Origin of the sequence: Pseudomonas sp. Z5-35, assembly GCF_051131945.1 — a bacterium.
GTDB lineage: Bacteria > Pseudomonadota > Gammaproteobacteria > Pseudomonadales > Pseudomonadaceae > Aquipseudomonas > Aquipseudomonas marvdashtae.
On the sequence record NZ_CP071640.1, the window covers coordinates 221,520 to 244,553 of the forward strand.

Genomic DNA, 23,034 nt, shown 5'->3' on the forward strand with positions numbered 1-23,034 from the left:
CAGAAAGGGACTGCCTACACCCATCACCCAAAAAATAGCCGAGCGCGTGACGTGATCAGGACGATCCCAGTCTCTCGGCCAGGAGCCGTCATGTCTCAACCTCGCGCCCGGATCGCCTCTCAGCTTGGCCTTGCCCTCGCTGTGATACTGGCGATAGTGATCACCGGCAGTACCGTCTTCGCCTTGCGCTCGCTGGACACCGCCAACCTTGCCACCCGTGAAGAGCACCTGGCCAGCGAAGCTCGCCTGATGGCCGATCAGCTCAATACATTCCATGGCACTTTGCGCGAGAGCACTCAGCGGTTGGCCGGTCTGTTTGAAAAGCGCTTCAGCGCGGGCCTGAGCGTGCATCCTGACCAACCGGTGGCGGTGGCGGGCGTACAAACCCCGGGCTTGAGCCTGGGCAGCGAAGTCCTGAACAACAATTTCAAGGAAGTCGATGACTTCAAGACGATGACCGCCGGGGTGGCCACGATATTCGTGCGCAGCGGCGACGATTTCATCCGGGTCAGCACTTCGGTCAGCAAACAGGACGGCACGCGGGCCATCGGCACCGTGCTCGACCGCGCCGGTCCGGCCTACGGCCCAGTGATCAGCGGGCAGAGCTATATCGGCCGGGCGCTGCTGTTCGGGCGTTTCTACATGTCGCAGTACACGCCGGTTCGCGACAGCAGCGGCAAGATCATCGCCGTGTTGTACGTAGGCTTCGATTACACCGATGCACAGAATGCACAGTTCGAGAACCTCAAGCGCTTCCGCATCGGCAAGACCGGTTCGCTGGCGTTGCTGGATGAGCAAAGCAAATGGCTGGTGCCGCCAGCAGGCGTGCAGGCGTTGGACAAAGCTGCCGTAACCATCACGAACCTGGTCAAGAAGCCAGGTAAAGCGGCCTTCTGGGACGACACCGCAGAAGCATTCTACAGTGTTGCCGTGCCGTTTGAAGGCGGGCCGTGGGCCGTCGTGGCGAGCATGCCGAAAGCTGAAATCAGTGCCGTGACCTGGAGTGTCGGTACGCAACTGGCTATCGGCAGCTTGCTGGCGATGCTGCTGGCCGTCGGGTCAGCGATGTGGCTGCTGCGCAGCAAACTGGCGCCGTTGGGCGACTTGGTGCGTCAGGCCGAAGCGTTGGGCGCCGGTGATTTGAGCGTGCGCCTGAACGTGTCGAGCCATGATGAGATCGGCCAGCTGGCCCGCGCGTTCAACCAGATGAGCCAAGCCTTGTCGACCATGGTCGAGCACATCCGCAAAGCCTCGCAAGAGGTCAACAGCCGTGCCCAGGCCCTGTCCGGGTTGTCCAGCGGGGCCTACGAGGGCATGGAACAACAGTCCGGCGAAATCACCAGCATGGCCGGCGCGGTCGAAGAGTTCAGCGCCACCTCCCTGAACATTGCCGACAACATGGGCAATACCCAGCGCCTGGCCCAGGAAAACGCCCAGCAAACCCAGATTGGTCGCACGTCCATGGACGAAGCTTCATCGTCACTGGAGCAGATAGCTGGCGCGCTGAACAGTACGGCTACGGTCATCAACACCCTGGGCCAGCGTTCCCAGGAAATTGGCGGCATCGTGGGCGTGATTACGTCTATCGCTGAACAAACCAACCTGCTGGCGCTGAACGCCGCCATCGAAGCTGCCCGCGCGGGCGAGCAGGGCCGTGGTTTTGCCGTGGTGGCCGATGAAGTGCGCAGCCTGGCGTCGCGTACCCGTCAGGCTACTGATGAAATTTCCGGCATGATCAACAGCATCCAGCAGGAAACCGGCAACGCCATCAGTACGATGGAGAAGGGCAACCTGCTGATGCAGGAAGGCTTGTCACGTAACGCCAATGTGGCCATGGCCCTGGCGCGCATCGATGAACAAAGTCGCTCGGCCGGCCAGCAATTCTCGGCGATCACCACGGCCACCCAAGAACAGAGCAGCACCGCGACCCTGCTTAGCAGCAACCTGCAAAGCATTGCCATGGCCAACACCGAGCAGCGCGAAGTGGTCTCCAACCTGGCGATCACCGCCAAGGAACTGGAAACCCTGGCGCAGGACCTGCGCAAAGAGGTTGATCGGTTCCGCTGAGGCGCTCCATCACCAAGCAAGCTCCCGAAACGTTTGGGGAGCTTGCTCGCGATGATGGCTGTGATTCACCACAGCCGTTTCAACCCCAACGCTCGGACCTCAAGCCGATCCAGTCCCCCGTGGCGAGGGAGCTTGCTCCCGCTGGCCTGCGAAGCGGGCCTCTGCTTTCTGCCGCATCTTACTGTTTTGCGACTGCTACGCAGCCGAGCGGGAGCAAGCTCCCTCGCCACGGGTTGGGGTAGTCTTGGTCAGTTGTGTTCCTTTTTCAGGTAATTGCTGTTTTCAGGCTTGCTGAAACGTTTCTTCAAGTCTATAAAAACCGCACAACTCCAAGAAAAGGCTCCGTTCATGAATTCGCTCAAACTCCTCGTTGCCCTAAGCGCCTTGGGTGCTGCCTCCCATGCGATGGCTTGGGATTACGTTTTGCTCGATACCGACAAGGCCGCCCAGCCGTGGCAAATCACCAGCCAGCAGTTGGGCGTCAAGACCGACAAGCCATTTTCCGTGACGATGCGCACCCTGCACGGAGGTCGGCAGGAAGGCGTCAGCGTGGTCGACATCGATAACGGCACCCTGAAGCTATCGGTCGTCCCGACCCGAGGCATGAATGTGCTGCAAGCCTCGGTCGGTGATGTGCGCATGGGCTGGGATTCGCCGGTCAAGGAAGTGGTCAACCCGGCGTTCATCGAGCTCAACGGGCGAGGCGGCCTGGGCTGGCTGGAAGGTTTCAATGAGCTGGTGACCCGCTGCGGCTACGAATGGGTCGGCCATCCGGGTATGGATAACGGAGAGCTGCTGACATTGCATGGTCGCGCGGCCAATATCCCGGCGAACAAGGTCACGCTGCACATCGACGAGAAACCGCCCTATGCAATCACCCTGCGAGGCGAGCTGAAGGAGCAGGCATTCAAGAAAGTCGACTTCTCGGTGCAGACCGAACTCGTCACTGAGCCCGGCAGCGTGACGTTCGCGCTCAACGACACGCTGACCAACAATGGCGATTATCCGAAGGAATACCAGGCGCTTTACCACAGCAATTTCAGCACCCCGTTCCTGGAGCAAGGTGCTCGCTTCGCAGCGCCGGTCAAGCAAGTCTCGCCATTCAACGACAAGGCCAAGGGCGACCTGAAAGACTGGCAAACCTATCGAGCCCCAACCAAGGACTACGATGAAACGGTCTATAACGTCGTGCCATACGCCGACGCGAAGGGCGATACACTGACCGTCTTGCATAACAAGGCCGGCAGCCTCGGCGTTGCGGTGGGTTTCAACACCGGCACGCTTCCGGTTTTTTCCCTGTGGAAAAACACCGACACCCAAGGCCAGGGCTACGTGACCGGCCTGGAGCCGGGCACCAGTTTTTCCTATAACCGCCGCTACCAGCGTCCGCTGGGCCTGGTGCCGACCATCGCACCGAAAGAGCGCAAGCAATTCCAGATCCACTACAGCCTTCTGGCAGACAAGGTTTCCGTGGACAAGGCCCTCAAGCGCATCGACGACATCCAGGGCGATCAAAAAATCGAGGTACGAGAGACACCGTTGGTGGACCTGAGCAAACCGTGAGCCTTTTCAAGGCGTAGCCGGCCGATATTGCAGGGCTTCGGCCAGGTGTTCTCGACTGATTCGTTCAACCTGCTCGAGGTCGGCCAAGGTCCGGGCGACCTTGAGCAAGCGGTGGGCGGCTCGTAGCGACAGGGTCAACCGTTCGCAGGCGGTCTCCAGCCAGGCTTCATCGGTTGCTGACAATTTGCAATGCCGACGCAGGCCCGGCAGGTCGAGGAACGCATTGGCACAACCCTGTCGTGCTTGCTGGCGTTCACGGGCTTCGGCCACCCGTTCGGCTGCGGTGGCCGTGTCGTCACCCGGTTCGCTCCTTGGGGTCAGAGCCGTGGCTTCCCGGGCGACAGTCAGGTGCAGGTCGATGCGGTCCAGCAAAGGACCGGACAGCTTGTTGCGGTAACGCTGCACCATGTCCGGCGTGCAGGAACATCGGCCGCTGGGCTCGCCGAGATATCCACAAGGGCAGGGGTTCATCGCTGCCACCAGTTGAAAGCGTGCCGGAAAGCGCACCCGGTCTCGGGCCCGCGAAACCACGATGAAACCTGACTCCAGCGGCTCTCTCAAGACTTCCAGCACCTTGCGGTCGAACTCCGGCAGTTCATCGAGGAACAGCACGCCATGGTGGGCGAGGGTGATTTCCCCCGGCTGCGGCTTGGACCCGCCTCCCACCAGCGCCGGCCCGGACGCCGAATGATGAGGCTGGCGAAACGGGCGTTGCGGCCAATGGCTCAACGGCACGCAACTGGCGACAGACTGTATCGCCGCGACCTCCAGGGCTTCGCTTTCCGCCAACGGTGGCAATAACCCCGGCAAACGACTTGCCAACAGCGTCTTGCCAGTGCCAGGTGGGCCGCTGAACAACAGGTTATGAGCCCCCGCCGCAGCGATCAGCAGTGCGCGCTTGGCGCCGGTCTGGCCTTGTACTTCGCTCAGGTCCGGATAAGGCTTGCTGGCCGAAAGCAGCCCGTTGGAAACAAACGGCTCGACGGGCGTGTGGCCATTGAAGTGCGCCACCGCTTCGAGCAGATGATCCACGGCGATCACCTTCAACCCCGATGCCAGGCAGGCTTCCTCGGCGTTCGCTCGCGGCACCACCAGCATGCGCCCAGCCTTGCGCGCCGCCAGCGCTGCCGGGAGTACGCCGCGCACAGGCCGAACGGCGCCGGATAACGCCAGTTCACCGAGGCATTCAACGTCGTCCAGCATCAGTGTCGGCACTTGCACGCTGGCGGAGAGAATTCCCAAGGCGATGGCCAGGTCGAAGCGGCCGCCGTCCTTTGGAAGATCCGCCGGCGCCAGGTTCAGGGTGATGCGCCGCGCCGGGAAGTTCAGCCCCGAATTGATGATCGCGCTGCGCACCCGATCCTTGCTTTCCTTCACGGCGGCTTCTGGCAGGCCGACCATGGTCAGCGATGGCAAGCCATTGGCCAGGTGAACCTCAACGGTAACGGCAGGAGCCTCCACTCCCACCTGGGCGCGGCTGTGGACGATGGCAAGCGACATGAAGCGTTCCTTGAATGAATAAAGAGCCGCGTCCTGCGGCTATTGAAGACTAGTCCGGGGAGAGGACTTGGGTGCGGCAGTTGAGGGGGAAATGTTGGCAGGATGTTGCGGATACGCCATTCAAGCGGGAACGGGGGGATATACAGCCCATTTCTGTGGGAATCAATCGGAATTGTTCGGGTGTGGGTGAGGAAAAAGCGGGAACGATTCTAGGAGAAATTTTGCGAGGTGGTCTTTTTCCGAGATTCTTGTAAGCGCAGCTATTTACGGAGAAGGCCTGTTTGATTTGCCAATTCGCGCTTCTATACTCAGGATTAATGCATAACGTTAAGCTTTAATCTATGATCGTTAGCTTCAGGTGTTCGGAAACCGAGTTTCTGTTTCGCAACGGTAAAACTCGCAAGTGGTCAGGTATTTTAAGTGTGGTGGAGCGCAAGCTAGCGATGCTTGATGCGGCTGTCGTGCTGACGGACCTTAAATCTCCACCCGGTAATCGGCTGGAGGCTCTGGAGGGAAATCGCAAAGGGCAACACAGTGTCCGCATCAACGCACAATGGCGGGTTTGTTTTGTTTGGAGTCCTAACGGACCGGAAAACATAGAAATCGTCGACTATCACTGAGGTGAGTAATGACTAAGAACGGTATGCGTCCGGTTCATCCCGGCGAAATTCTCAAAGAAGAATACTTGGAGCCTTCGGGTCTTACAGCGGCGGCCCTGGCAAGGGCGTTGAATGTCTCAACACCAACGGTGAACGACATTGTGCTGCAGCGTCGAGGTGTGAGCGCCGATATGGCCCTCAGGTTATCGATCTGTCTGAATACTACCGCAGAGTTCTGGCTGAATTTGCAGTCCACATACGACCTGCGCAAAGCTGAAATCGAGCGAGGTTCCGTAATCCGTGATCAGGTCAAACGCCTCCCTCAGTGCGCTTGATTTGAGGGCGGGTTGAACCCCACGCTTGTAGCGAGGGTATATAGCTCAATACCGAAGCGGGCAGAGACGTCCAGGAATTCGCAGCGTATCGAAATCATCCTGCGTCGGCGCCGAGCCTCGCCTCCAACTCAGCCACCTTCGCCTCCAGACTCTCCAACCGCGCCCGGGTCCGGGCCAGCACGACCATCTGGCTGTCGAATTCTTCCCGGCTCACCAGGTCCAGCTTGCTGAAGCCGCTTTGCAGCAACGCCTTGAACTGGCTTTCGATTTCGCTTTTCGGCAGGGGAGTGTCGCCGCTCAACAGGCGGGAGGCGTGGCCGCTGAGGGCGTCGAGGAGGTCTTTTGGCGCAAGCATGGCAGGTGTCCTGGAAACGATGTCGGGCAGTGTATCACGCAGTGTCTATAGTCAATTCGCCAGGCGCGGATGCACGCTTTTCGCGCACGGTGCCGGGCATCGTCGCACCGTTGTTGTGCGTATCGCTGCGGTTCGTGGCGCGGGGCAGGCTGGCGCAGCGGGTAAAGGGTTGAAATCAGGGGGTTGGGCACAGATGGCAAGCTTTCTGCTTAGTGGCTGGTGACCCATGCACTGATGCAGTCGCTGTGACGAATGCAGTGCAAAGGCGGAACGGGGAGTTTCGTCAGGAGTAGTCAGCTGGCGCCAGTCGGGCGACTTGGGCCGACGACGCGTTACAAAGCCAGGCACTGCGCTTAGACTTGAGTCGGGTTTGTTTTCCTGGGGCAAGTCCACCAATTCGGGAGAGAGTTTCATGAAGCTAGTCACTGCCATCATCAAGCCGTTCAAGTTGGACGACGTACGCGAGTCGCTGTCCGAGATCGGCGTGCAGGGCATTACCGTTACTGAAGTCAAAGGCTTCGGGCGGCAGAAAGGTCACACCGAGCTGTATCGAGGCGCGGAATACGTGGTCGACTTCCTGCCCAAGGTGAAGATCGACGTCGCCATTGACGACAAGGATCTCGACCGGGTCATCGAGGCGATTACCAAGGCTGCCAACACCGGCAAGATTGGTGACGGAAAGATCTTTGTGGTCAATCTGGAACAGGCCATTCGCATCCGTACCGGCGAAACCGATACCGACGCTATCTAAGCCGTCAAACCCAACGCCCCAGGAGAAAACAATATGACTCTGCGTAAATTCGCAGGGCTAGGAGCCCTGTTGTCCTTCGCAATGCCTGGCCTGGCCATGGCAGAAGAAGCGGCAGCCCCAGTCCTCAACTCCGGCGACACCGCCTGGATGCTGACGGCCACGATTCTTGTTCTGTTCATGACCATCCCTGGCCTGGCGCTGTTCTACGGCGGCATGGTTCGGTCGAAAAACATTCTTTCCGTGATGATGCAGTGCTTCGCTATTACCGGTCTGATCAGCGTCCTGTGGGTCATCTATGGCTACAGCATCGCGTTCGATACCACCGGCATGGAGCAGGGCGTCGTCAACTTCAACTCCTTCATCGGCGGCTTTGGCAAGGCATTCCTGGCGGGCGTCACCCCAGCCAGCCTGACCGGTCCGGCGGCGTTGTTCCCTGAAGCAGTGTTCATCACCTTCCAGATGACCTTCGCGATCATCACTCCGGCCCTGATCGTCGGCGCCTTCGCCGAGCGGATGAAGTTCTCCGCCATGCTGATCTTCATGGGCGTGTGGTTCACCTTGGTTTACGCGCCGATTGCGCACATGGTCTGGTCCGGCAACGGCGGCCTGATGTGGGATTGGGGTGTGCTGGACTTCGCCGGCGGCACCGTGGTGCACATCAATGCTGGTATCGCGGGCCTGGTAGCGTGCCTGGTGCTGGGCAAGCGCAAAGGCTTCCCGACCACGCCAATGGCGCCGCATAACCTGGGTTACACCCTGATGGGCGCGGCCATGCTGTGGGTGGGCTGGTTCGGTTTCAACGCCGGTTCCGCCGTCGCGGCCAACGGCACCGCCGGCATGGCGATGCTGGTCACCCAGATCGCTACTGCTGCCGCAGCGCTGGGCTGGATGTTTGCCGAGTGGATCACCCACGGCAAGCCAAGCGCACTGGGCATCGCCTCGGGCGTGGTGGCGGGCCTGGTCGCCATTACCCCTGCTGCTGGCACCGTGGGCCCAATGGGCGCCCTGGTCATCGGCTTGGCGGCGGGTGTGGTGTGCTTCTTCTGCGCCACCACGCTCAAGCGTAAACTGGGCTATGACGATTCCCTGGATGCCTTTGGCGTGCACGGTATCGGCGGTATCCTCGGCGCCATCCTCACCGGCGTGTTCGCGGCGCCAGCCTTGGGTGGCTTCGGCACCGTGACCGATATCGGTGCGCAAGTGTGGATCCAGTTCAAAGGTGTTGGCTTCACCGTGATCTACACCGGCATCGTCACCTTCATCATTCTCAAGGTACTGGACGCCGTCATGGGTCTGCGTGTCTCCGAGGAAGAGGAGGCCGTGGGCTTGGACTTGGCCCAGCACAACGAGCGCGGTTACAACCTGTAATCGACGCGTAAAAAAATGCCCGGTTCGCCGGGCATTTTTTTGTCTGGATTTTGTCATTGCTCACAGGGCGTGCTGGTTTTTCCGACGCCTTTTGTTGTGTATGCGACATGGGTTTTTCTACCGCCAAAGACTTACATGAACGCAGGAATATTAGGCCCTTTGTTTTTTCCCAGAGCGCGCTAGAATGCGCGCCGAACGTGCGGAGATCTGTATGTGGCAACAGACGCTGATAACCCTGCGGGCAAGGCCTCGGGGCTTTCATCTGGTGATGGACGAGTTACTCGCCGGCCTGCCTGAACTCAAGGCATGTCGTGTCGGTCTGTTGCATCTGTGGCTGCAGCATACCTCGGCCTCGTTGACCATCAACGAGAACGCCGATCCGGCGGTACGTCGAGACTTCGAACGATTTTTCAATCGGCTGATCCCACAAGGAACCGCCGACTATGAGCACAACGACGAAGGCCTGGACGACCTCCCGGCGCACTTCAAGGCCAGCGTGCTGGGATGTCAGCTCAGTCTTCCGGTGACGGCGGGACGGTTGGCGTTGGGTACTTGGCAAGGTGTTTATCTGGGCGAGCACCGTGATCATGGCGGTGCCCGTAAAGTCCTCGCCACCTTGTACGGTGAAGGGGCATGACCGCTGATTGCCGGCGGATGTTGAATTTTTTCTGGCAGCCTTCGACAGATGGCGAAGCTGGGCTATAACTAATCTGCTTTTCGCAAGTCATGAGGTAGAACATGAGCGACGATGATCTGGAAAACGACGACCTCGAAGTAGGTGACGAAGACGAGGCCGAAGAAGGCCTGGAAGCGGCGGCTGAAGAGGTCGCTGAAGACGACGGTGCCGATGTCCCGGTTCCGACCGCCAAAGGCAAGGCCAAGGCGGCGGTATCGATCGACGAATTGCCGAGCGTAGAGGCCAAGAACAAGGAGCGTGACGCGCTCGCCAAGGCCATGGAGGAATTCCTGGCCAGGGGCGGAAAGGTGCAGGAAGTGGAGGCCAACGTGGTCGCCGATCCGCCCAAGAAGCCTGACAACAAGTACGGCAGCCGCCCTATCTGAGTCTCTGCCCTTGCTTGCTGAAAAAGCCCGCCGTCGCTGCGGGCTTTTTCATGGACTGAGGTTTTCGGGCCGGCTTCTACAGAACTGGGCTCAGCTCGGGTTTAGCGCTGGCTATGCCATCCAGCCAACAACCCCGGCAGTTCGGTCAGGCTGCGGATCTCCGCGTCCGGGGCGTGATCGGCGTCCCAGGCTTTGCCTGTCGGGTTGAACCACACGGCGCGCAGGCCGGCTTGTTGGGCGCCGGCGATGTCATCACCCGGATGATCACCGACATGCACGGCCGTCTGCGCCGTGGCGTCGCCCCGTTGCAAGGCTTCGTGAAACAGCCGCGCGTCCGGCTTGGCGATGCCGATGTCTTCGGCGCACAGGGCGAACTTGAAGTAGTCCGCCAGCCCCAGGCGGCGCACGTCGGCGTTGCCGTTGGTGACGACGCCAAGCGCGAAATGATTGGCCAGGATTTCCAGGGTTGGCTGCACGTCGGGAAAGACCTCCAACTGATGCCGTGCATGCAGGAACGCCTCGAAACCCTGGTCTGCCAGCTCCGAGGCACGCCACTGGTCGTAACCGGCATCTTGCAGCGCCCGGAACAGCACTCGCCGACGCAGTGCGCTGATGCGGTGCTTGAGGTCCGGTTCTTCGCTGAGCACTTGCGTGCGGATCGCCCACAAGCGCTCCACTGGAAAATCGCCCAGGTCCGGCGCGTTGTCGGTCAGCCACTGGCGCAGGACCGCTTCGGCGCTGGCGATCACCGGTGCGGTGTCCCATAGCGTGTCGTCCAGGTCGAAAGTGATGAGCTCGATGGTCATGATTCGTCGCCCTTGATGCGTTTGGCCCGGGGATGGGCATTGTCATAGACCGTCGCCAGGTGCTGGAAATCCAGGTGGGTATAGATCTGGGTGGTCTTGATGTCCGAGTGGCCGAGCAGTTCCTGGACGGCACGCAGGTCCTGGGAGGATTCCAACAGGTGGCTGGCAAATGAATGCCTGAGCATGTGTGGGTGCAGGTTCTGCCCCAGTTCACGCTCGCCGGCGGCCTTGACGCGGAGTTGGATGGCCCGCGGGCCGAGGCGCCGGCCCTGCAAGCCGACAAAAACCGCGTCGTCGGCCGGATTGGTCAGCGCCCGCAGCGGCAGCCACAGCTCCAGGGCTTCGCGGGCCTTGCGGCCGATGGGCAGCAGGCGTGCCTTGCTGCCCTTGCCAAGTACCTGGACCATGCCGTCGGCCAGGTCCAGTTGATCCAGGTTCAGCCCCGTCAGCTCTGAAAGCCGCAACCCGGAGGAATAGAACAGCTCGAGAATTGCCTGGTCCCGTCGCGCCATGAAGTCTTCCTCGACGGCACCTTCCAGTAGCTGCAGGGCGCGGTCGGTATCGAGGGTCTTCGGCAGGCGGCGTTCGCCCTTGGGCGGTGCCAAGCCGGTGGCAGGGTCGTGATCGCACAGGCCTTCGCGGTTGAGGTACTGATACAAACCGCGCACCGCCGATAGCAGCCGTGCCAGGCTGCGGGACGATTGCCCCTGTTGATGCAAGCGAGCGATCAGGCTGCGCAAGCGTTGGATATCCAGGGCCGGCCAGCTGCCAATGTTCTGTTTCTGGCACCAGCCCAGCACTTTCTCCAGGTCGCGGCGATAGGCCGACAACGTGTGAGGCGACACCTGGCGCTCACTGCGCAGGTGTTCGCAGTAGGCCTCCAGTTGCCGCTCCATCTCAGCGTACCGAGCGCAGCGAGCCGGCCACCCGTGGCAGTACCCGGCCTGTCACTTCGGCGATGTAGCTCAGGAACAGCGTGCCCACCGAGCTTTTATAGTGCTGCGGATCGCGGCTGGCGATGGCCAGTACGCCATGCACGCCTTGATGGGCAACGGCTACGACTGCGGTAGAGCCGATCTGCTTGCGCTGCTCTTCGCCGAACAGAAAGTCCAGCTCATGCTCGCGCAGGCTGCCGCTGACGCTTTTGTTTTCCGTGAGCAGGCCGCCGATAGCCGTCTGAGCTTCAGCGTGGGTCACCCAGCGGCCCACCGGCATGGCGTTGTCGCCAAACAGGATCAGGCTGACAAAAGGCACCTGGAAATCCTGCCGCAGGCTGTCCTCGACACCCATCACTACGTCTTCGAGGGTGCTGGCGTCCATCAAGGTCAGGATCAGGCGACGGGTCTTGTCGAAGAGTCGGTCATTGTCGCGAGCAACGTCCATCAGGTGCGAAAGGCGATGGCGCATTTCGATATTGCGCTCGCGCAAAATTTTCATCTGGTGCTCGACCAGCGACACGGTGTCGCCGCGCCGATGGGGGATGCGCATCGTTGCGAGCAGATCTTCATGCTCGACAAAGAAGTCCGGATGAGCCTCCAGATACGCGGCGACTGCCGCGGCTTCAGGGTTCTGGCTCGGGGATTCGTCGGGCTGCGGTGCTGGAACCTGTGGCTTGTCGGTCATGGATTTGGCTCACTCAAAGACGAACTTGTCCTTCGTATACGCGTACGGCCGGGCCGGTCATCAGCACCGGTTGGCCTGGGCCTGCCCATTCGATGGACAAGCGCCCGCCGGGCAGGTCGATCAGCAGCGGTGAATCCATCCAGCCTTGGCTGATCGCGGCGACAGCGGCGGCGCAGGCGCCGGTGCCGCAAGCCTGGGTTTCCCCGGCCCCGCGTTCCCAGACGCGCAGTTGCGCGCGGTGGCGGTCGATGACCTGCAGGAAGCCCACGTTGACCCGGGCAGGGAAACGCGGGTGATGCTCGATCTTCGGCCCCAGCTCATGCACCGGCGCGCTGTTGATATCGTCTACGCGCAGTACGGCATGAGGGTTGCCCATGGACACCGCCGCCAATTCCACCGAGGTACCGCCGACGTCCACCTGATAGCTCAGCGCCTGGGCCGGTGCCTGGAAGGGAATGTCCGCCGGTAGCAGGCGCGGGGCGCCCATGTTGACGCCGATCTGGCCGTCGCTGCGAACATCCAGTTCGATGATGCCGCTTTTGGTCTCGACGCGAATCTGCCGCTTGGCGGTCAGGCGCTTGTCCAGCACGAAGCGGGCGAAGCAGCGCGCACCGTTGCCGCATTGCTCGACTTCCGAACCGTCGGCGTTGAAGATCCGATAACGGAAATCCACGTCCGGGTTATTCGGCGCCTCGACGATCAGCAGTTGGTCGAAACCGATGCCGGTGTGCCGGTCGCCCCATTGCTTGGCATGCTTGGGCAGGATGTGCGCGTGCTGGCTGACCAGGTCGAGGACCATGAAGTCATTGCCCAGGCCGTGCATCTTGGTAAAACGCAGCAGCATGGTTTTACTCCGGCAGCAGGCTTTCGCCAGCAAACAACTCGGCTACCGTCTCGCGGCGACGCACTTCGAATGCCTGATCACCGTCCACCAGCACCTCGGCGCAGCGGCCGCGGGTATTGTAGTTGGAACTCATGACAAACCCATAGGCACCGGCCGAATGCACGGCCAGCAGATCGCCTTCTTCCAGCGCCAGCTCCCGACCCTTGGCCAGGAAATCGCCGGTTTCACAAATCGGTCCGACGATGTCGTAGTTGCGCGATGCGGTTTCGCGAGGGCACACGGCGGTGACGTCCATCCAGGCCTGGTACAGCGCCGGGCGGATCAGGTCGTTCATGGCCGCGTCGACGATGGCGAAATCCTTGTGCTCGGTGTGCTTGAGGTACTCGACCTGGGTCAACAATACGCCCGCGTTGGCGACGATGTAGCGTCCCGGCTCGAACATCAACGCCAGGTCGCGGCCTTCGAGGCGCTCACGCACGGTCTTGATGTAGTCGGCCACCAATGGCGGCTCTTCGTCGCGATAGCGCACGCCGACACCGCCGCCCAGGTCGATGTGACGCAGGTAGATGCCGCAATCACCGAGGCGATCGACCAACGCCAGCAGGCGGTCGAGGGCGTCGATGAACGGTTCGAGGGTGGTCAGCTGCGAGCCGATATGGCAATCGACGCCCAACACTTCCAGGTTCGGCAGTTGGGCGGCGCGCACGTACACGTCCTCGGCGTCGGCAATGGCGATGCCGAACTTGTTCTCCTTGAGGCCGGTGGAAATGTACGGATGGGTTCCGGCATCGACGTCTGGGTTCACTCGCAGGGAAATCGGCGCGCTGACGCCCAGTTCGGCGGCAACGACCTGCAGGCGCTCCAGCTCGTCGGTGGACTCGATGTTGAAGCAGTGCACGCCGACTTCCAGGGCACGGCGCATGTCTTCGCGGGTCTTGCCGACACCGGAGAAGACGATCTTGTCGGGGCTGCCGCCAGCCGCCAGAACGCGTTCGAGCTCGCCCCCGGAGACGATGTCGAAGCCGGCGCCAAGGCGCGCCAGGACGTTGAGGACGCCCAGGTTCGAATTGGCTTTCACCGCGAAGCACACCAGGTGCGGCATGCCCACGAGCGCATCGGCGAACGTGCGGTACTGGGCTTCGATGTGGGCACGGGAGTAGACGTAGGTCGGCGTGCCGAAACGTTCGGCTATCGCGGACAGGGCAACCCCTTCCGCGAACAGCTCCCCGCCACGGTAGTTAAAAGCGTCCATGGCGGTCCCTTAGTAAGTGGTGTGGGTGTCGTGCGCGTGTGACTTGGATTGCGACGACTTGGCCTGTTCTGCCTGTTCTTCGGGAGATTTGCTGTCATCAGGCAGGTACAGCGGACCCTTTTGACCACAAGCTGTGACAAGGCAGGCAACCGCGACGAGCGCAGCAAGGGAAGAGATCAGGCGCTTCATGGCGAAATCCTTGAAAATGCTTTAATTGCGCCGGAGTATACCGGCCACCCGTCAGCTTGCCTATGCAACGGGGCGCCCGTCCGGCGGCGCTGGTTGTCTCAACCGGTATATCCTTTGCAATCGCCGGGAAGCGTCCGTATCTTGCGGCGCTTGAGCATGAGCAGACATTTTCGAGGTTGCCGCAATGAGTTTGACTGAAGCCCGTTTCCACGACCTGGTCGATGCGACCCAGCAAACGCTGGAGGATGTGTTCGATGAAAGTGGTCTGGATATCGATCTGGAAATTTCCGCCGGTGTCCTCACCGTCAAGTTCGAAAACGGCAGCCAGCTGATCTTCAGCCGCCAGGAGCCGTTGCGGCAGTTATGGCTCGCCGCGGTGTCCGGTGGTTTCCACTTCGACTACGACGAAGAAAGCGAGCGCTGGATGTGCGACAAGAGCGAAGAGCAGTTGGGCGAGATGCTCGAGCGCATCGTCAAGCAGCAGGCGGGCGTGGAGCTCGATTTCGAAGGGCTGTGACCGCGTGAGCCAGACAGCCCCTGCGCGGCCACCCAAGCCGCTCTACAGCAACGTGAGCCCCGCCGTCCCGTCGCCTTGCACCAGCGTGTGCAAGCTGGATGAGCAGAAAGTCTGCCTCGGTTGTTTCCGGCACGTGGAAGATATTCGCGAATGGCGCTCGGCGGATGATGAGCGTCGGCGGGTGATCTGTGCCGAGGCGGCCCGGCGCAAGTCTTTGTCATGACACCCGTGGCGTGATCCCTTGGGTTGTATATTTATTGAGCTGTGGTAGTGTCCAGCAACGCCTCAACTCATCGAGGCGCGTGAAAACCCCGTCTTTATGTGGCGGGGTTTTGCTTTTTTCGTGCAGAAGAAAGGAGTCTGCCTGGATCATGACCGCACCTTCCATCACCCTGACTCGCCTGGACGTACAACGTCTGGAGCGCTTGATCGACAGCCTGGATGAAACGCTTCCCGGTGTGATCGCGTTGCAAACTGAACTGGATCGTGCCGATACACTGGTCGGCCACGATGAAGTGCCCGCCGATGTCGTGACCATGAATTCGCGCGTGCATTGCCGCGAGGAAAGCAGCGGCAAGGACTATCACTTGACGCTGGTATACCCGAAGGACGCCAATGCCGACGAGGGCAGGATTTCTATCCTGGCTCCGGTGGGCAGTGCCTTGCTGGGCCTGAAGGTGGGGCAGCACATCGACTGGCCGGCGCCGGGTGGCAAGACCTTGAAGCTGACTTTGCTGGAAGTCGAGTCCCAGCCGGCCAATGGCGGTGATTTCCCGTCCTGAACCCCGTCAGACCTGATTCAATGCCTCGTTCAGCGCACGCTCCAGGTCGGCCTTGTAGCGCAGGAACAAAATGCTTGGGCAGGCACCGTCACCCACCAGGCCGGAGAGGTCCAGGTCGGTGATATAGCAGCGATAGCGCTCGGCTTCGCGGCGCTGCCCGACGATTTCCCTGGCGACCACGTGAAACAGCTGGTCGCCTTGCTCCAGCTCCGAAAACTCCCGTTGATCGCAATAGAGGGTGACGTGCACTTGCCCGTGCGCCGCTTTACCGATGATCGCCTGTACGTCGTAGAAGGGCTTGTTGACCGGCGTTTGCGGCGCCTGCCGTGATTCGACCCGCCGGGCCCGCCCGTTACCCGAAGGTAGGAGTTGGTAATAAAGGACTTCCAGGGTCAGCGGCTGGGTAGCGTCCATCGGCAACAAGGCGTCGCGGCGGTACAGCACCGACTGCAGGAAGCGCTGCAACGGAACCAGCAGGCTTTGTTCATCGTGATAAGGCAGGCGCTGCTGCCACAACGCGTTGAATTCATCGAGCACATACAGCTCCGCTTCTTCCTCGTAGACCCGGTAGAACACCTGGATGCACTCGGGCTGCCCCATGGGCAGGATCAAGGCCGCGTCGTGATCCTCCAGCGCCATCGGGTCCAGATGCAGCGGGCTGTACGCCGTCAGCTCTTCGCCCAGGTAGTCCATCAACGCCGGCAGGCTGGCCAACGCCACATGGTTGACTTGGCCGGGCACCAGCTCCAGCACGTGATAATGCTGCTGGACCTGAAGCAGGTAGCGGTAATTGAGTTTGCTCAGCAGCAAGGTCTGGGCGGTCTCGATGACTTCTTCAACCCGTCGCGCGATGAATTGCGCGCGGTTGTGACAGAAACAGCGCACCTGCAAGCGTGGCTGGCGCTGCGTGAGGGGCAGGTCGTTGAGGTAGTCGCGCAGGCAATCGAGCAGGGCGTGCTCGCCGTCGAACCGGTTGACCAGTACTTCATTCCAGCTGTTGAGCGTGACCTGGTCGAGGGTCAACACCAGGTTTTCGCGAACACCGGCGTAGCTCAACGAGTCGGTGCGCTCGGTGGTCATCAGGATGTTCAAGTCGCGGTGATGCTTGAGCGGGTCAACACCGACGTTGACCAGAATCAGCACTTCACTGGGTACGCTGGCGCGCAGCAGCTGTTCTTCATCAACCGTGGCCAGGGGCAGGGCGATGGACTGTTGCAGGCTGCCCAGCAGGTTGAACAGCTCGAACTCGCTCAGGTCGCTGTCGCCGGGGTGCAGCGCCAGGCGCGTGCTGCTGTCGATCACGCCGTTGCGGTGGCTCCAGGTGAGCAATTCGAGCAATTCGCGGCTGCGCTTGATCGGCGCGAAATTCTCCCATTCCAGGGCATTCAGACTGCCGTTGTACAGGCCCCACTGGTTCTGTCCCGGCTCTTTCTTGTTCGGCGACTGGACCAGCGTGAGCGTGTCTTCCGCCAGGTCCGGCGCGATTCCCGGATTGATGAACTCGACCTTGTCGGCCTTGCGCTCGAAGGCCGCATACAACCGTCGGCCAAGGACATTGAGGTCGCGCTTGTTGATCAGGCTGACGGTCTTTTCGGTGCGGGCGAACTGGGTCAGGAAGCGATAGCTGTAGGTCAGTTCGTTGACCAGTGCGCGCCGCTCATTACTGACCTGGCGCACCTTCCATTGGCTGCGGCTGTCGAGCAGCGCAAGTTGGCGTTGATCCCAGCCCCAGTCCCGCGCCAGGCGTTCGAGCAGGTTGCGTTGCCAGCCGCTGCTGCGGGCGTGGCCGGTGAGCTTGCGATTGACCTTCAGGTACAGCGCGCGGCGAATCAGCTCCAGACGTTCCGGTTCACCGCGGGCGTTGAGGTATTCCTCGAGACGGCGGTAAATCACCATGTACGGGTCCAGCTCGTCCAGGTCCAGGCGATTGGCGAACACCGCCTGCTTGAAGCGCAGGCTCAGGCAGCGCACATCCGGGTGTTCGCTGGCGTAGACCTCGGTCAGCAAAAGCTTGAGCACGGATTTGTAGGGTGACTCGATGCCCTTGAACAACTGCCAGAGCCCGGCGCCGATGAACTCGCCCGGCGGGATGTAGGACAGATGCCCCAGGTCCAGGGTTTCGTCGGCACGGATGAAGCGCTTGGAAATCAGTGTGTGGGTGTATTGCTCGTAATTCTCTTCTTCATAGACCGGCACCAGCCACCAGATTGGCGTACGCCCGGCCAGCCAGATCGCGGTGCGGTAGAACTCGTCCAGCAACAAATAGTGTTGGGTGGTGCCGCAGTCGTCCGAACTGAGTTGGTTGTCCCGCTCGCCGCGGACGAACCGTGCCGGGTCGATGAGGAAAAAATGGGCTTCGGCGCCTTGGGTAGCGGCCCAGATTTCCAGCAGCTCGCATTTTTTGCGCAGCTCGGCCAATTCCTCGTCGCTCAGGTCCGGCCCGTGGCATACCCATACGTCCATATCGCTCTGGTCGGCCTGGGCCAGGGTGCCGAGGCTGCCCATCAGGAACAGGCCGAGAATGGGTCGCGGTGGGTTGCTGCCATGGCGCGGCTTGTAGGAAAACGAGCGGGTCAGCCGTTGGGCCTCGGCGAGGACGTTGGCGTCGGGCTCGTAATTGGACAAGCCGGCGGGCGTGCTGCCCGAGACGTAGCCGGGCAGCAGCGGATGATTGACGTGGAAAAACAGCGGGAGCAGCGTCAACACGCCTTGCTGGCGGGTCGACAGTCCTTCGAGGGCACGCTCCATCCGGCTGGTATTGAGCTTGAGAAAACGCGCGCGCAGTTGGCTCAGGACCTTGCGGTCGATTCCCTCGTCCAGATCGGGGCGTATTTCGTGGTTGCGGGTCATGTCAGCTCAAACCGGCTCGCGGCGTCGAACGTGGGGAAGCACAAGTGATGGCAGGTTAGCGCCCGAGTTGGGGAATTCTTGAGCTGAAAGTGATTTTGACGTCAGGATTTTTTACGAACGAAGCCTAAGCGCCTGCGGAAATCCCGATGCAAAGGGATTTCCGTGGGCGAGGAGAAAAGATTCAGGCGGTTTCTTCGGCGCGGAGAATCGTCAAGACAGTTTGCACATTTTGCGCGGCATCACGTCCCAGGCTGGTCAGATAACCGCCATCGGGTTGGTCTATCAGGTCTTTTTCAAACAGGCGCTTGGCAGCGGCGATGGCTTTCGGGGCAGCGGTCTGATGGATTTTCAGGCCTTCCTGGGAACTGTCCAGGTTGAAGAGTGCAAGGATTTCCAGTTCGGCAACCAGCTCAGGGGTAAGCGACATAAGGACTCCAGACTTTCTAGGAATTTGGTCGACAGCGCCACTAAGGTGAGCGCACTCGGCCGAGCTGTCCAGTGCCTGTGTCGTGCTTTTTTGTTTTTTTGTAGCAAGTCCAGGCTGCTCTTGTGGTGAGGGGATTTATCCCCGCTGGGGCGCGAAGCGGCCCTGAAAAATGGATTTATTACATTTTTGGGCCTGCTGCACAGGCCAGCGGGGATAAATCCCCTCACCACAAGAGCAACGTTGCCCGTCGGTTTATTTCTTTTCCGGCGGCAGCTCAGGCAAGGCGCGCAAGGCGGCTTCGTACCACTCGGTATTGAACGGGCGGTCTTCTTCCAGGATCGCGTCGATTTCCACCGCTAGCACGTGGGCCATCAGGTTGAGAATTTCTTCACGCTCATAACCCACCAGGGTCAGCTTGTTGAAGATGGCCTTGGCCGCTGGCGGGTTGTCGCTTTCGATCTGGTTCTCGATGGCCTGGATCAGCGTGTTTTCGACGAATTCTTCTTCGTCGTGGTCGATGTCGCTTGGCTCGCTCATGGCAACCTCCTGTAGAAAAGGCCGCCAGTTTACCTGCATTCAGCAGCGTGATGCGCCTGGCGCGAAATGTCCCGGCGGTCTATAACCCAAGGCTGCCAACCCCGCACGGCCTGGAGGCTATGTCATGCTCAAGCTCTATGGTTTTTCCGTCAGCAATTATTACAACATGGTCAAGCTGGCGCTGCTGGAGAAGGGACTTCCCTTTGAAGAGGTTCCGTTCTACGGCGGTCAGACCCCTGAAGCGCTGGCCATCAGCCCTCGTGGCAAGGTGCCGGTGCTCAAGACCGAACAGGGGTTTATCAACGAGACCAGCGTGATCCTGGAATACATCGAGCAGACCCAGCCGGGCAAAGCCCTGTTGCCCGCCGATCCATTCGAGCGCGCCCGGGTGTTGGCGTTGTGCCGGGAAATCGAGCTGTACATCGAGCTGCCCGGGCGTGCCTGCTACCCCGAGGCGTTTTTTGGCATGCCGGTGCCCGACGCGATCAAGGAAAAATCCAAGAGCGAGCTGTTGCTTGGGTTCGCTTCGCTCGGCCGGCACGGCAAGTTCGCCCCCTACGTGGCGGGCGATAGCTTGAGCATCGCTGATCTGTATTTTTACTACAGCCTTTCGCTGGTCTTGCAGGTGGGCAAGAAGGTGTTGGATGTCGACCTGCTGGCGGATATGCCCGCTGCCAAGGCCTTGATGGAACTGTTGGGAGAGAATTCGCACGTGCAACGGATCGCAGCGGATCGGGACGCAGAGATGCCAGCGTTTCTGGCAAAGATTTCCGCCCGGAAGTGATTTCTTGCTGTTCTGAAGGATCCCTGCACGGGCAAACTCGCCCCCCAACCAGACCTTTGTTCACCAGAGGTCCAATGTGAGGGCGGGGCTTGCTCGCAAACTCAGGTGCTAGCGGCTGGCGAGCAGCGCCTGGCCTCGAATAGCCGCGGCTTTTACCTGGGCGGGTGCGGTACCACCGATGTGGTCACGAGCGTTGACCGAACCTTCCAGGGTCAACACCGCAAACACGTCCTGCTCGATCTGATCGCTGAACTGGCGCAGCTCGTCCAGGCTCATCTCCGCCAAGTCCTTGCCGTTGTCCAGGCCGTACTTCACCGCGTGGCCGACGATTTCATGGCAGTCACGGAACGGCAGGCCACGGCGCACCAGGTAATCGGCCAGGTCGGTGGCGGTGGAGAAGCCGCGCAGGGCCGCTTCGCGCATGACCGCATGCTTGGGCTTGATGGCCGGGATCATGTCGGCGAACGCGCGCAACGAATCGCGCAAGGTGTCGGCGGCATCGAACAGCGGCTCCTTGTCCTCCTGGTTGTCCTTGTTGTAGGCCAGCGGCTGGCCTTTCATCAGGGTCAGCAGGCCCATCAGCGCGCCGAACACCCGGCCGCTCTTGCCCCGCACCAGTTCCGGCACGTCGGGGTTTTTCTTTTGCGGCATGATCGAGCTGCCGGTGCAGAAGCGGTCGGGCAGATCGATGAATTGAAACTGCGCGCTGGTCCACAGCACCAGCTCTTCGGAGAAGCGCGACAGGTGCATCATGGCGATGCTCGCGGCGGCGCAGAATTCGATGGCGAAATCGCGATCCGAGACATTATCCAGCGAGTTGCCGCCCACGGCGTCGAAGCCCAGCAACTGCGCGGTGTATTCACGATCGATCGGGTACGTGGTGCCGGCCAGCGCGGCGCTGCCCAAGGGCATGCGGTTGGTGCGTTTGCGGCAGTCGACCAGGCGCTCATAGTCGCGACTGAGCATTTCGAACCAGGCGAGCATGTGATGCCCAAACGTTACAGGTTGTGCGGTTTGCAGGTGCGTGAAGCCCGGCATGATGCTCTCGGCCTCGCGCTCGGCCTGCTCCAGCAGCCCTTTTTGCAGGCGAGTGATCTCAGCCAGGATCAGGTCGATTTCATCGCGCAACCACAGGCGGATGTCGGTGGCGACCTGGTCGTTGCGGCTGCGACCGGTGTGCAGCTTCTTGCCGGTCACGCCGATGCGATCGGTCAGGCGCGCTTCGATGTTCATGTGCACGTCTTCAAGGTCCACGCGCCAGTCGAACTGGCCGGCCTCGATCTCGCCCTGGATGGTCTTCAGGCCATCGATGATGCTGTCGCGCTCGGCATCGGTCAGCACGCCGACCTTGGCCAGCATGGTGGCGTGGGCGATCGAGCCCATGATGTCGTGGCGATACAGGCGCTGGTCGAAGTTGACGGAGGCGGTGAAGCGGGCGACGAAGGCGTCGACGGGTTCACTGAAGCGGCCGCCCCAGGACTGATTGGTCTTGTCAGTGCTCATGAATTCGCTCGTGATCGGCTGGAAAAAATTAGCGGTTGAAGGCTGCGGCGGATGATAACAGGGTTGCCGGGGCTGGCGCTGGCACTGGTCGGCAGGTTTTTTGCCGGCGTCCGGCGGTTTTTTTGCTCAAGGTTATTTTTCGATTGAGCAATATCGTCTTGGCAACCGTCTACAGTGGACGGTAGGGGTTTTGCTTTTCATCCAAGACGCATCGGACGCACCCATTAAACAAAGGGGGGTACCCATATTGGTCAGATCGAGTGATCACAATCCCTGTGGCGACGCTGTGCGACAACAGGCCTCGAGCATCGGTCGGCAAGCGCTGGTAAAGATAGGCAACCGCCTCGCGGCACTTTTTGGCCCTCGAACGAGTCTTAGCGTGGATCGCGGTGACGGATGTCACTTCCCCTGTCTACGCTATCCTTGTGCGAGACTCACGCAGGAATCCAGCGCAATATGAATGTCCTGATCGTTGACGACGAACCACTGGCCCGCGAGCGCCTGAGCCGAACGCTCGGTGAACTCGAGGGTTACAGTGTCCTGGAGCCGAGCGCCACCAATGGCGAAGAGGCATTGGCCCTTATCGACAGCCACAAACCGGATATCGTGCTGCTCGACATTCGCATGCCTGGCTTGGACGGCTTGCAGGTCGCGGCCAAACTGTGCGAACGAGAGTCACCGCCTGCGGTGGTGTTCTGTACCACTCGGGACGACTTTCCTCCTGAGGTGTTGCAGGCCGGTGCCGTGGGTTATCTGATCAAGCCGGTTTCTGTCGAGGCGCTGGAAGAGGCGCTGCGCAAGGCTGAGCGGCCTAACCGCACGCAACTGGCAGCGCTCACGCGTCCGGCTGCGGAAAGCGGCAGCGGTCCGCGCAGCCATATCAGCGCGCGGACTCGCAAGGGGATCGAGCTGATTCCCTTGAACCAAGTGGTCTATTTCATCGCGGACCATAAATACGTGACCTTGCGCCATGAAAGCGGCGAAGTGCTGCTGGACGAGCCACTCAAGGCACTTGAAGATGAGTTCGGCGAGCGATTCGTGCGCATCCACCGCAATGCCTTGGTGGCTCGTGAACGTATCGAACGTTTGCAGCGCACCCCCCTGGGACATTTCCAGCTTTATCTCAAAGGGCTCAACGGCGATGCGTTGATTGTCAGCCGACGACATGTGGCGGGCGTCCGCAAAATGATGCAGCAGCTCTAATAACTTTCCAAAGCGATGCGTTTTTCGGGACTGGCGGCCAGGGAGGCATTGACGTCGTGATTCAAGTCAAAGCGGATTTGGTTGAGCTGTTATTATCTGCCGTATCTTTTAAGTACG

At 60.7% G+C, this 23,034-nt stretch carries 25 protein-coding genes and 1 pseudogene; 14 read left to right on the top strand and 12 right to left on the bottom strand.

The features are described from left to right. Nucleotides 1–90 precede the first annotated feature (90 nt). Nucleotides 91–2,067 (top strand): methyl-accepting chemotaxis protein, encoded by a 1,977-nt coding sequence (locus J3P95_RS01015; protein WP_434579080.1) that lies wholly within the window; start codon nt 91–93, stop codon nt 2,065–2,067. 348 nt (nt 2,068–2,415) lie between these two features. Further along, nucleotides 2,416–3,630, top strand: coding sequence for an aldose 1-epimerase family protein (locus J3P95_RS01020; protein WP_434579078.1), 1,215 nt, complete (start codon nt 2,416–2,418; stop codon nt 3,628–3,630). A 6-nt stretch (nt 3,631–3,636) separates the two neighbouring features. Here the strand turns inward: J3P95_RS01020 and J3P95_RS01025 are convergent, their stop codons facing one another. Further along, nucleotides 3,637–5,130: a YifB family Mg chelatase-like AAA ATPase gene (locus J3P95_RS01025; RefSeq protein WP_186633732.1), complete on the bottom strand. Its 1,494-nt coding sequence runs from the start codon at nt 5,128–5,130 to the stop codon at nt 3,637–3,639. A 341-nt stretch (nt 5,131–5,471) separates the two neighbouring features. Between J3P95_RS01025 and J3P95_RS01030 the strand changes: the two genes are divergently transcribed. Further along, the gene (locus J3P95_RS01030; protein WP_434579076.1) at nt 5,472–5,750 is read left to right on the top strand and encodes a type II toxin-antitoxin system RelE/ParE family toxin; all 279 of its coding nucleotides are present in this window, start codon (nt 5,472–5,474) and stop codon (nt 5,748–5,750) included. Between the two features lie 8 nt (nt 5,751–5,758). Next, the gene (locus J3P95_RS01035; protein ID WP_434559993.1) at nt 5,759–6,064 is read left to right on the top strand and encodes a HigA family addiction module antitoxin; all 306 of its coding nucleotides are present in this window, start codon (nt 5,759–5,761) and stop codon (nt 6,062–6,064) included. Nucleotides 6,065–6,158: 94 nt separating this feature from the next. On the opposite strand, the gene J3P95_RS01040 is transcribed toward J3P95_RS01035, so the two are convergent. Beyond that, a complete protein-coding gene (locus J3P95_RS01040; RefSeq protein WP_186633741.1) occupies nt 6,159–6,419 on the bottom strand; it encodes an accessory factor UbiK family protein in 261 nt (86 codons plus the stop codon). A gap of 412 nt (nt 6,420–6,831) precedes the next feature. Here J3P95_RS01040 and glnK point away from each other — a divergent pair, with 412 nt between their 5' ends. From glnK to sutA, 4 genes are all read left to right on the top strand, one after another. Beyond that, complete coding sequence (gene glnK / locus J3P95_RS01045; protein ID WP_002555808.1) at nt 6,832–7,170, top strand: P-II family nitrogen regulator; 339 nt, start codon at nt 6,832–6,834, stop codon at nt 7,168–7,170. Nucleotides 7,171–7,203: 33 nt separating this feature from the next. Further along, a complete protein-coding gene (locus J3P95_RS01050; RefSeq protein ID WP_434559995.1) occupies nt 7,204–8,538 on the top strand; it encodes an ammonium transporter in 1,335 nt (444 codons plus the stop codon). 211 nt (nt 8,539–8,749) lie between these two features. Beyond that, the gene (locus tag J3P95_RS01055) at nt 8,750–9,175 is read left to right on the top strand and encodes a secondary thiamine-phosphate synthase enzyme YjbQ (RefSeq protein WP_434579075.1); all 426 of its coding nucleotides are present in this window, start codon (nt 8,750–8,752) and stop codon (nt 9,173–9,175) included. Between the two features lie 101 nt (nt 9,176–9,276). After that, nucleotides 9,277–9,600, top strand: coding sequence for a transcriptional regulator SutA (sutA, locus tag J3P95_RS01060; RefSeq protein WP_434559997.1), 324 nt, complete (start codon nt 9,277–9,279; stop codon nt 9,598–9,600). 101 nt (nt 9,601–9,701) lie between these two features. Here the strand turns inward: sutA and J3P95_RS01065 are convergent, their stop codons facing one another. From J3P95_RS01065 to lptM, 6 genes are read right to left on the bottom strand one after another with little or no spacing between them, the layout of a single operon-like run. Further along, nucleotides 9,702–10,406 carry an HAD family hydrolase gene (locus J3P95_RS01065; RefSeq protein ID WP_434559999.1) on the bottom strand — a complete coding sequence of 235 codons (705 nt, stop codon included), beginning with the start codon at nt 10,404–10,406 and terminating at the stop codon, nt 9,702–9,704. After that, nucleotides 10,403–11,302 (bottom strand): tyrosine recombinase XerC, encoded by a 900-nt coding sequence (gene xerC, locus J3P95_RS01070; protein ID WP_434579074.1) that lies wholly within the window; start codon nt 11,300–11,302, stop codon nt 10,403–10,405. The genes J3P95_RS01065 and xerC overlap by 4 nt, the downstream gene beginning before the upstream one ends. Nucleotide 11,303: 1 nt before the next feature. Beyond that, a complete protein-coding gene (locus J3P95_RS01075) occupies nt 11,304–12,029 on the bottom strand; it encodes a DUF484 family protein (protein ID WP_434560003.1) in 726 nt (241 codons plus the stop codon). A 13-nt stretch (nt 12,030–12,042) separates the two neighbouring features. Continuing rightward, entirely contained in the window at nt 12,043–12,873 is an 831-nt protein-coding gene (gene dapF / locus J3P95_RS01080) for a diaminopimelate epimerase (protein WP_434560005.1), read from the bottom strand. A 4-nt stretch (nt 12,874–12,877) separates the two neighbouring features. Continuing rightward, on the bottom strand, nt 12,878–14,125 hold the full coding sequence (gene lysA, locus J3P95_RS01085) for a diaminopimelate decarboxylase (protein WP_434579072.1): 1,248 nt from the start codon (nt 14,123–14,125) through the stop codon (nt 12,878–12,880). 9 nt (nt 14,126–14,134) lie between these two features. Next, on the bottom strand, nt 14,135–14,314 hold the full coding sequence (lptM, locus tag J3P95_RS01090; protein ID WP_264428547.1) for an LPS translocon maturation chaperone LptM: 180 nt from the start codon (nt 14,312–14,314) through the stop codon (nt 14,135–14,137). Nucleotides 14,315–14,498: 184 nt separating this feature from the next. Here lptM and cyaY point away from each other — a divergent pair, with 184 nt between their 5' ends. From cyaY to rnk, 3 genes are all read left to right on the top strand, one after another. After that, on the top strand, nt 14,499–14,831 hold the full coding sequence (cyaY, locus tag J3P95_RS01095) for an iron donor protein CyaY (protein ID WP_434560009.1): 333 nt from the start codon (nt 14,499–14,501) through the stop codon (nt 14,829–14,831). Between the two features lie 4 nt (nt 14,832–14,835). Continuing rightward, nucleotides 14,836–15,054 (top strand): DUF1289 domain-containing protein, encoded by a 219-nt coding sequence (locus J3P95_RS01100; protein WP_434579071.1) that lies wholly within the window; start codon nt 14,836–14,838, stop codon nt 15,052–15,054. A 148-nt stretch (nt 15,055–15,202) separates the two neighbouring features. Further along, complete coding sequence (gene rnk, locus J3P95_RS01105) at nt 15,203–15,613, top strand: nucleoside diphosphate kinase regulator (protein ID WP_434560013.1); 411 nt, start codon at nt 15,203–15,205, stop codon at nt 15,611–15,613. Between the two features lie 6 nt (nt 15,614–15,619). Here the strand turns inward: rnk and J3P95_RS01110 are convergent, their stop codons facing one another. From J3P95_RS01110 to J3P95_RS01120, 3 genes are all read right to left on the bottom strand, one after another. Then, nucleotides 15,620–18,463 carry a class I adenylate cyclase gene (locus J3P95_RS01110; protein WP_434579070.1) on the bottom strand — a complete coding sequence of 948 codons (2,844 nt, stop codon included), beginning with the start codon at nt 18,461–18,463 and terminating at the stop codon, nt 15,620–15,622. A gap of 181 nt (nt 18,464–18,644) precedes the next feature. Next, the gene (locus J3P95_RS01115) at nt 18,645–18,890 is read right to left on the bottom strand and encodes a TIGR02647 family protein (RefSeq protein WP_150724924.1); all 246 of its coding nucleotides are present in this window, start codon (nt 18,888–18,890) and stop codon (nt 18,645–18,647) included. A gap of 252 nt (nt 18,891–19,142) precedes the next feature. Further along, nucleotides 19,143–19,427, bottom strand: a complete 285-nt coding sequence (locus tag J3P95_RS01120) for a hypothetical protein (protein WP_434579069.1) — start codon at nt 19,425–19,427, stop codon at nt 19,143–19,145. Between the two features lie 124 nt (nt 19,428–19,551). Between J3P95_RS01120 and J3P95_RS01125 the strand changes: the two genes are divergently transcribed. After that, entirely contained in the window at nt 19,552–20,211 is a 660-nt protein-coding gene (locus J3P95_RS01125; RefSeq protein WP_434626271.1) for a glutathione S-transferase family protein, read from the top strand. Between the two features lie 108 nt (nt 20,212–20,319). On the opposite strand, the gene argH is transcribed toward J3P95_RS01125, so the two are convergent. Beyond that, nucleotides 20,320–21,714 carry an argininosuccinate lyase gene (gene argH, locus J3P95_RS01130; RefSeq protein WP_434579065.1) on the bottom strand — a complete coding sequence of 465 codons (1,395 nt, stop codon included), beginning with the start codon at nt 21,712–21,714 and terminating at the stop codon, nt 20,320–20,322. 310 nt (nt 21,715–22,024) lie between these two features. Between argH and J3P95_RS01135 the strand changes: the two are divergent. Continuing rightward, nucleotides 22,025–22,174 (top strand): annotated as a pseudogene (locus tag J3P95_RS01135) (sensor histidine kinase); the annotation flags it as partial. Then, nucleotides 22,171–22,917, top strand: a complete 747-nt coding sequence (locus tag J3P95_RS01140) for a LytR/AlgR family response regulator transcription factor (protein ID WP_434560021.1) — start codon at nt 22,171–22,173, stop codon at nt 22,915–22,917. The pseudogene J3P95_RS01135 and the gene J3P95_RS01140, both read left to right, overlap by 4 nt. Nucleotides 22,918–23,034 lie beyond the last annotated feature (117 nt).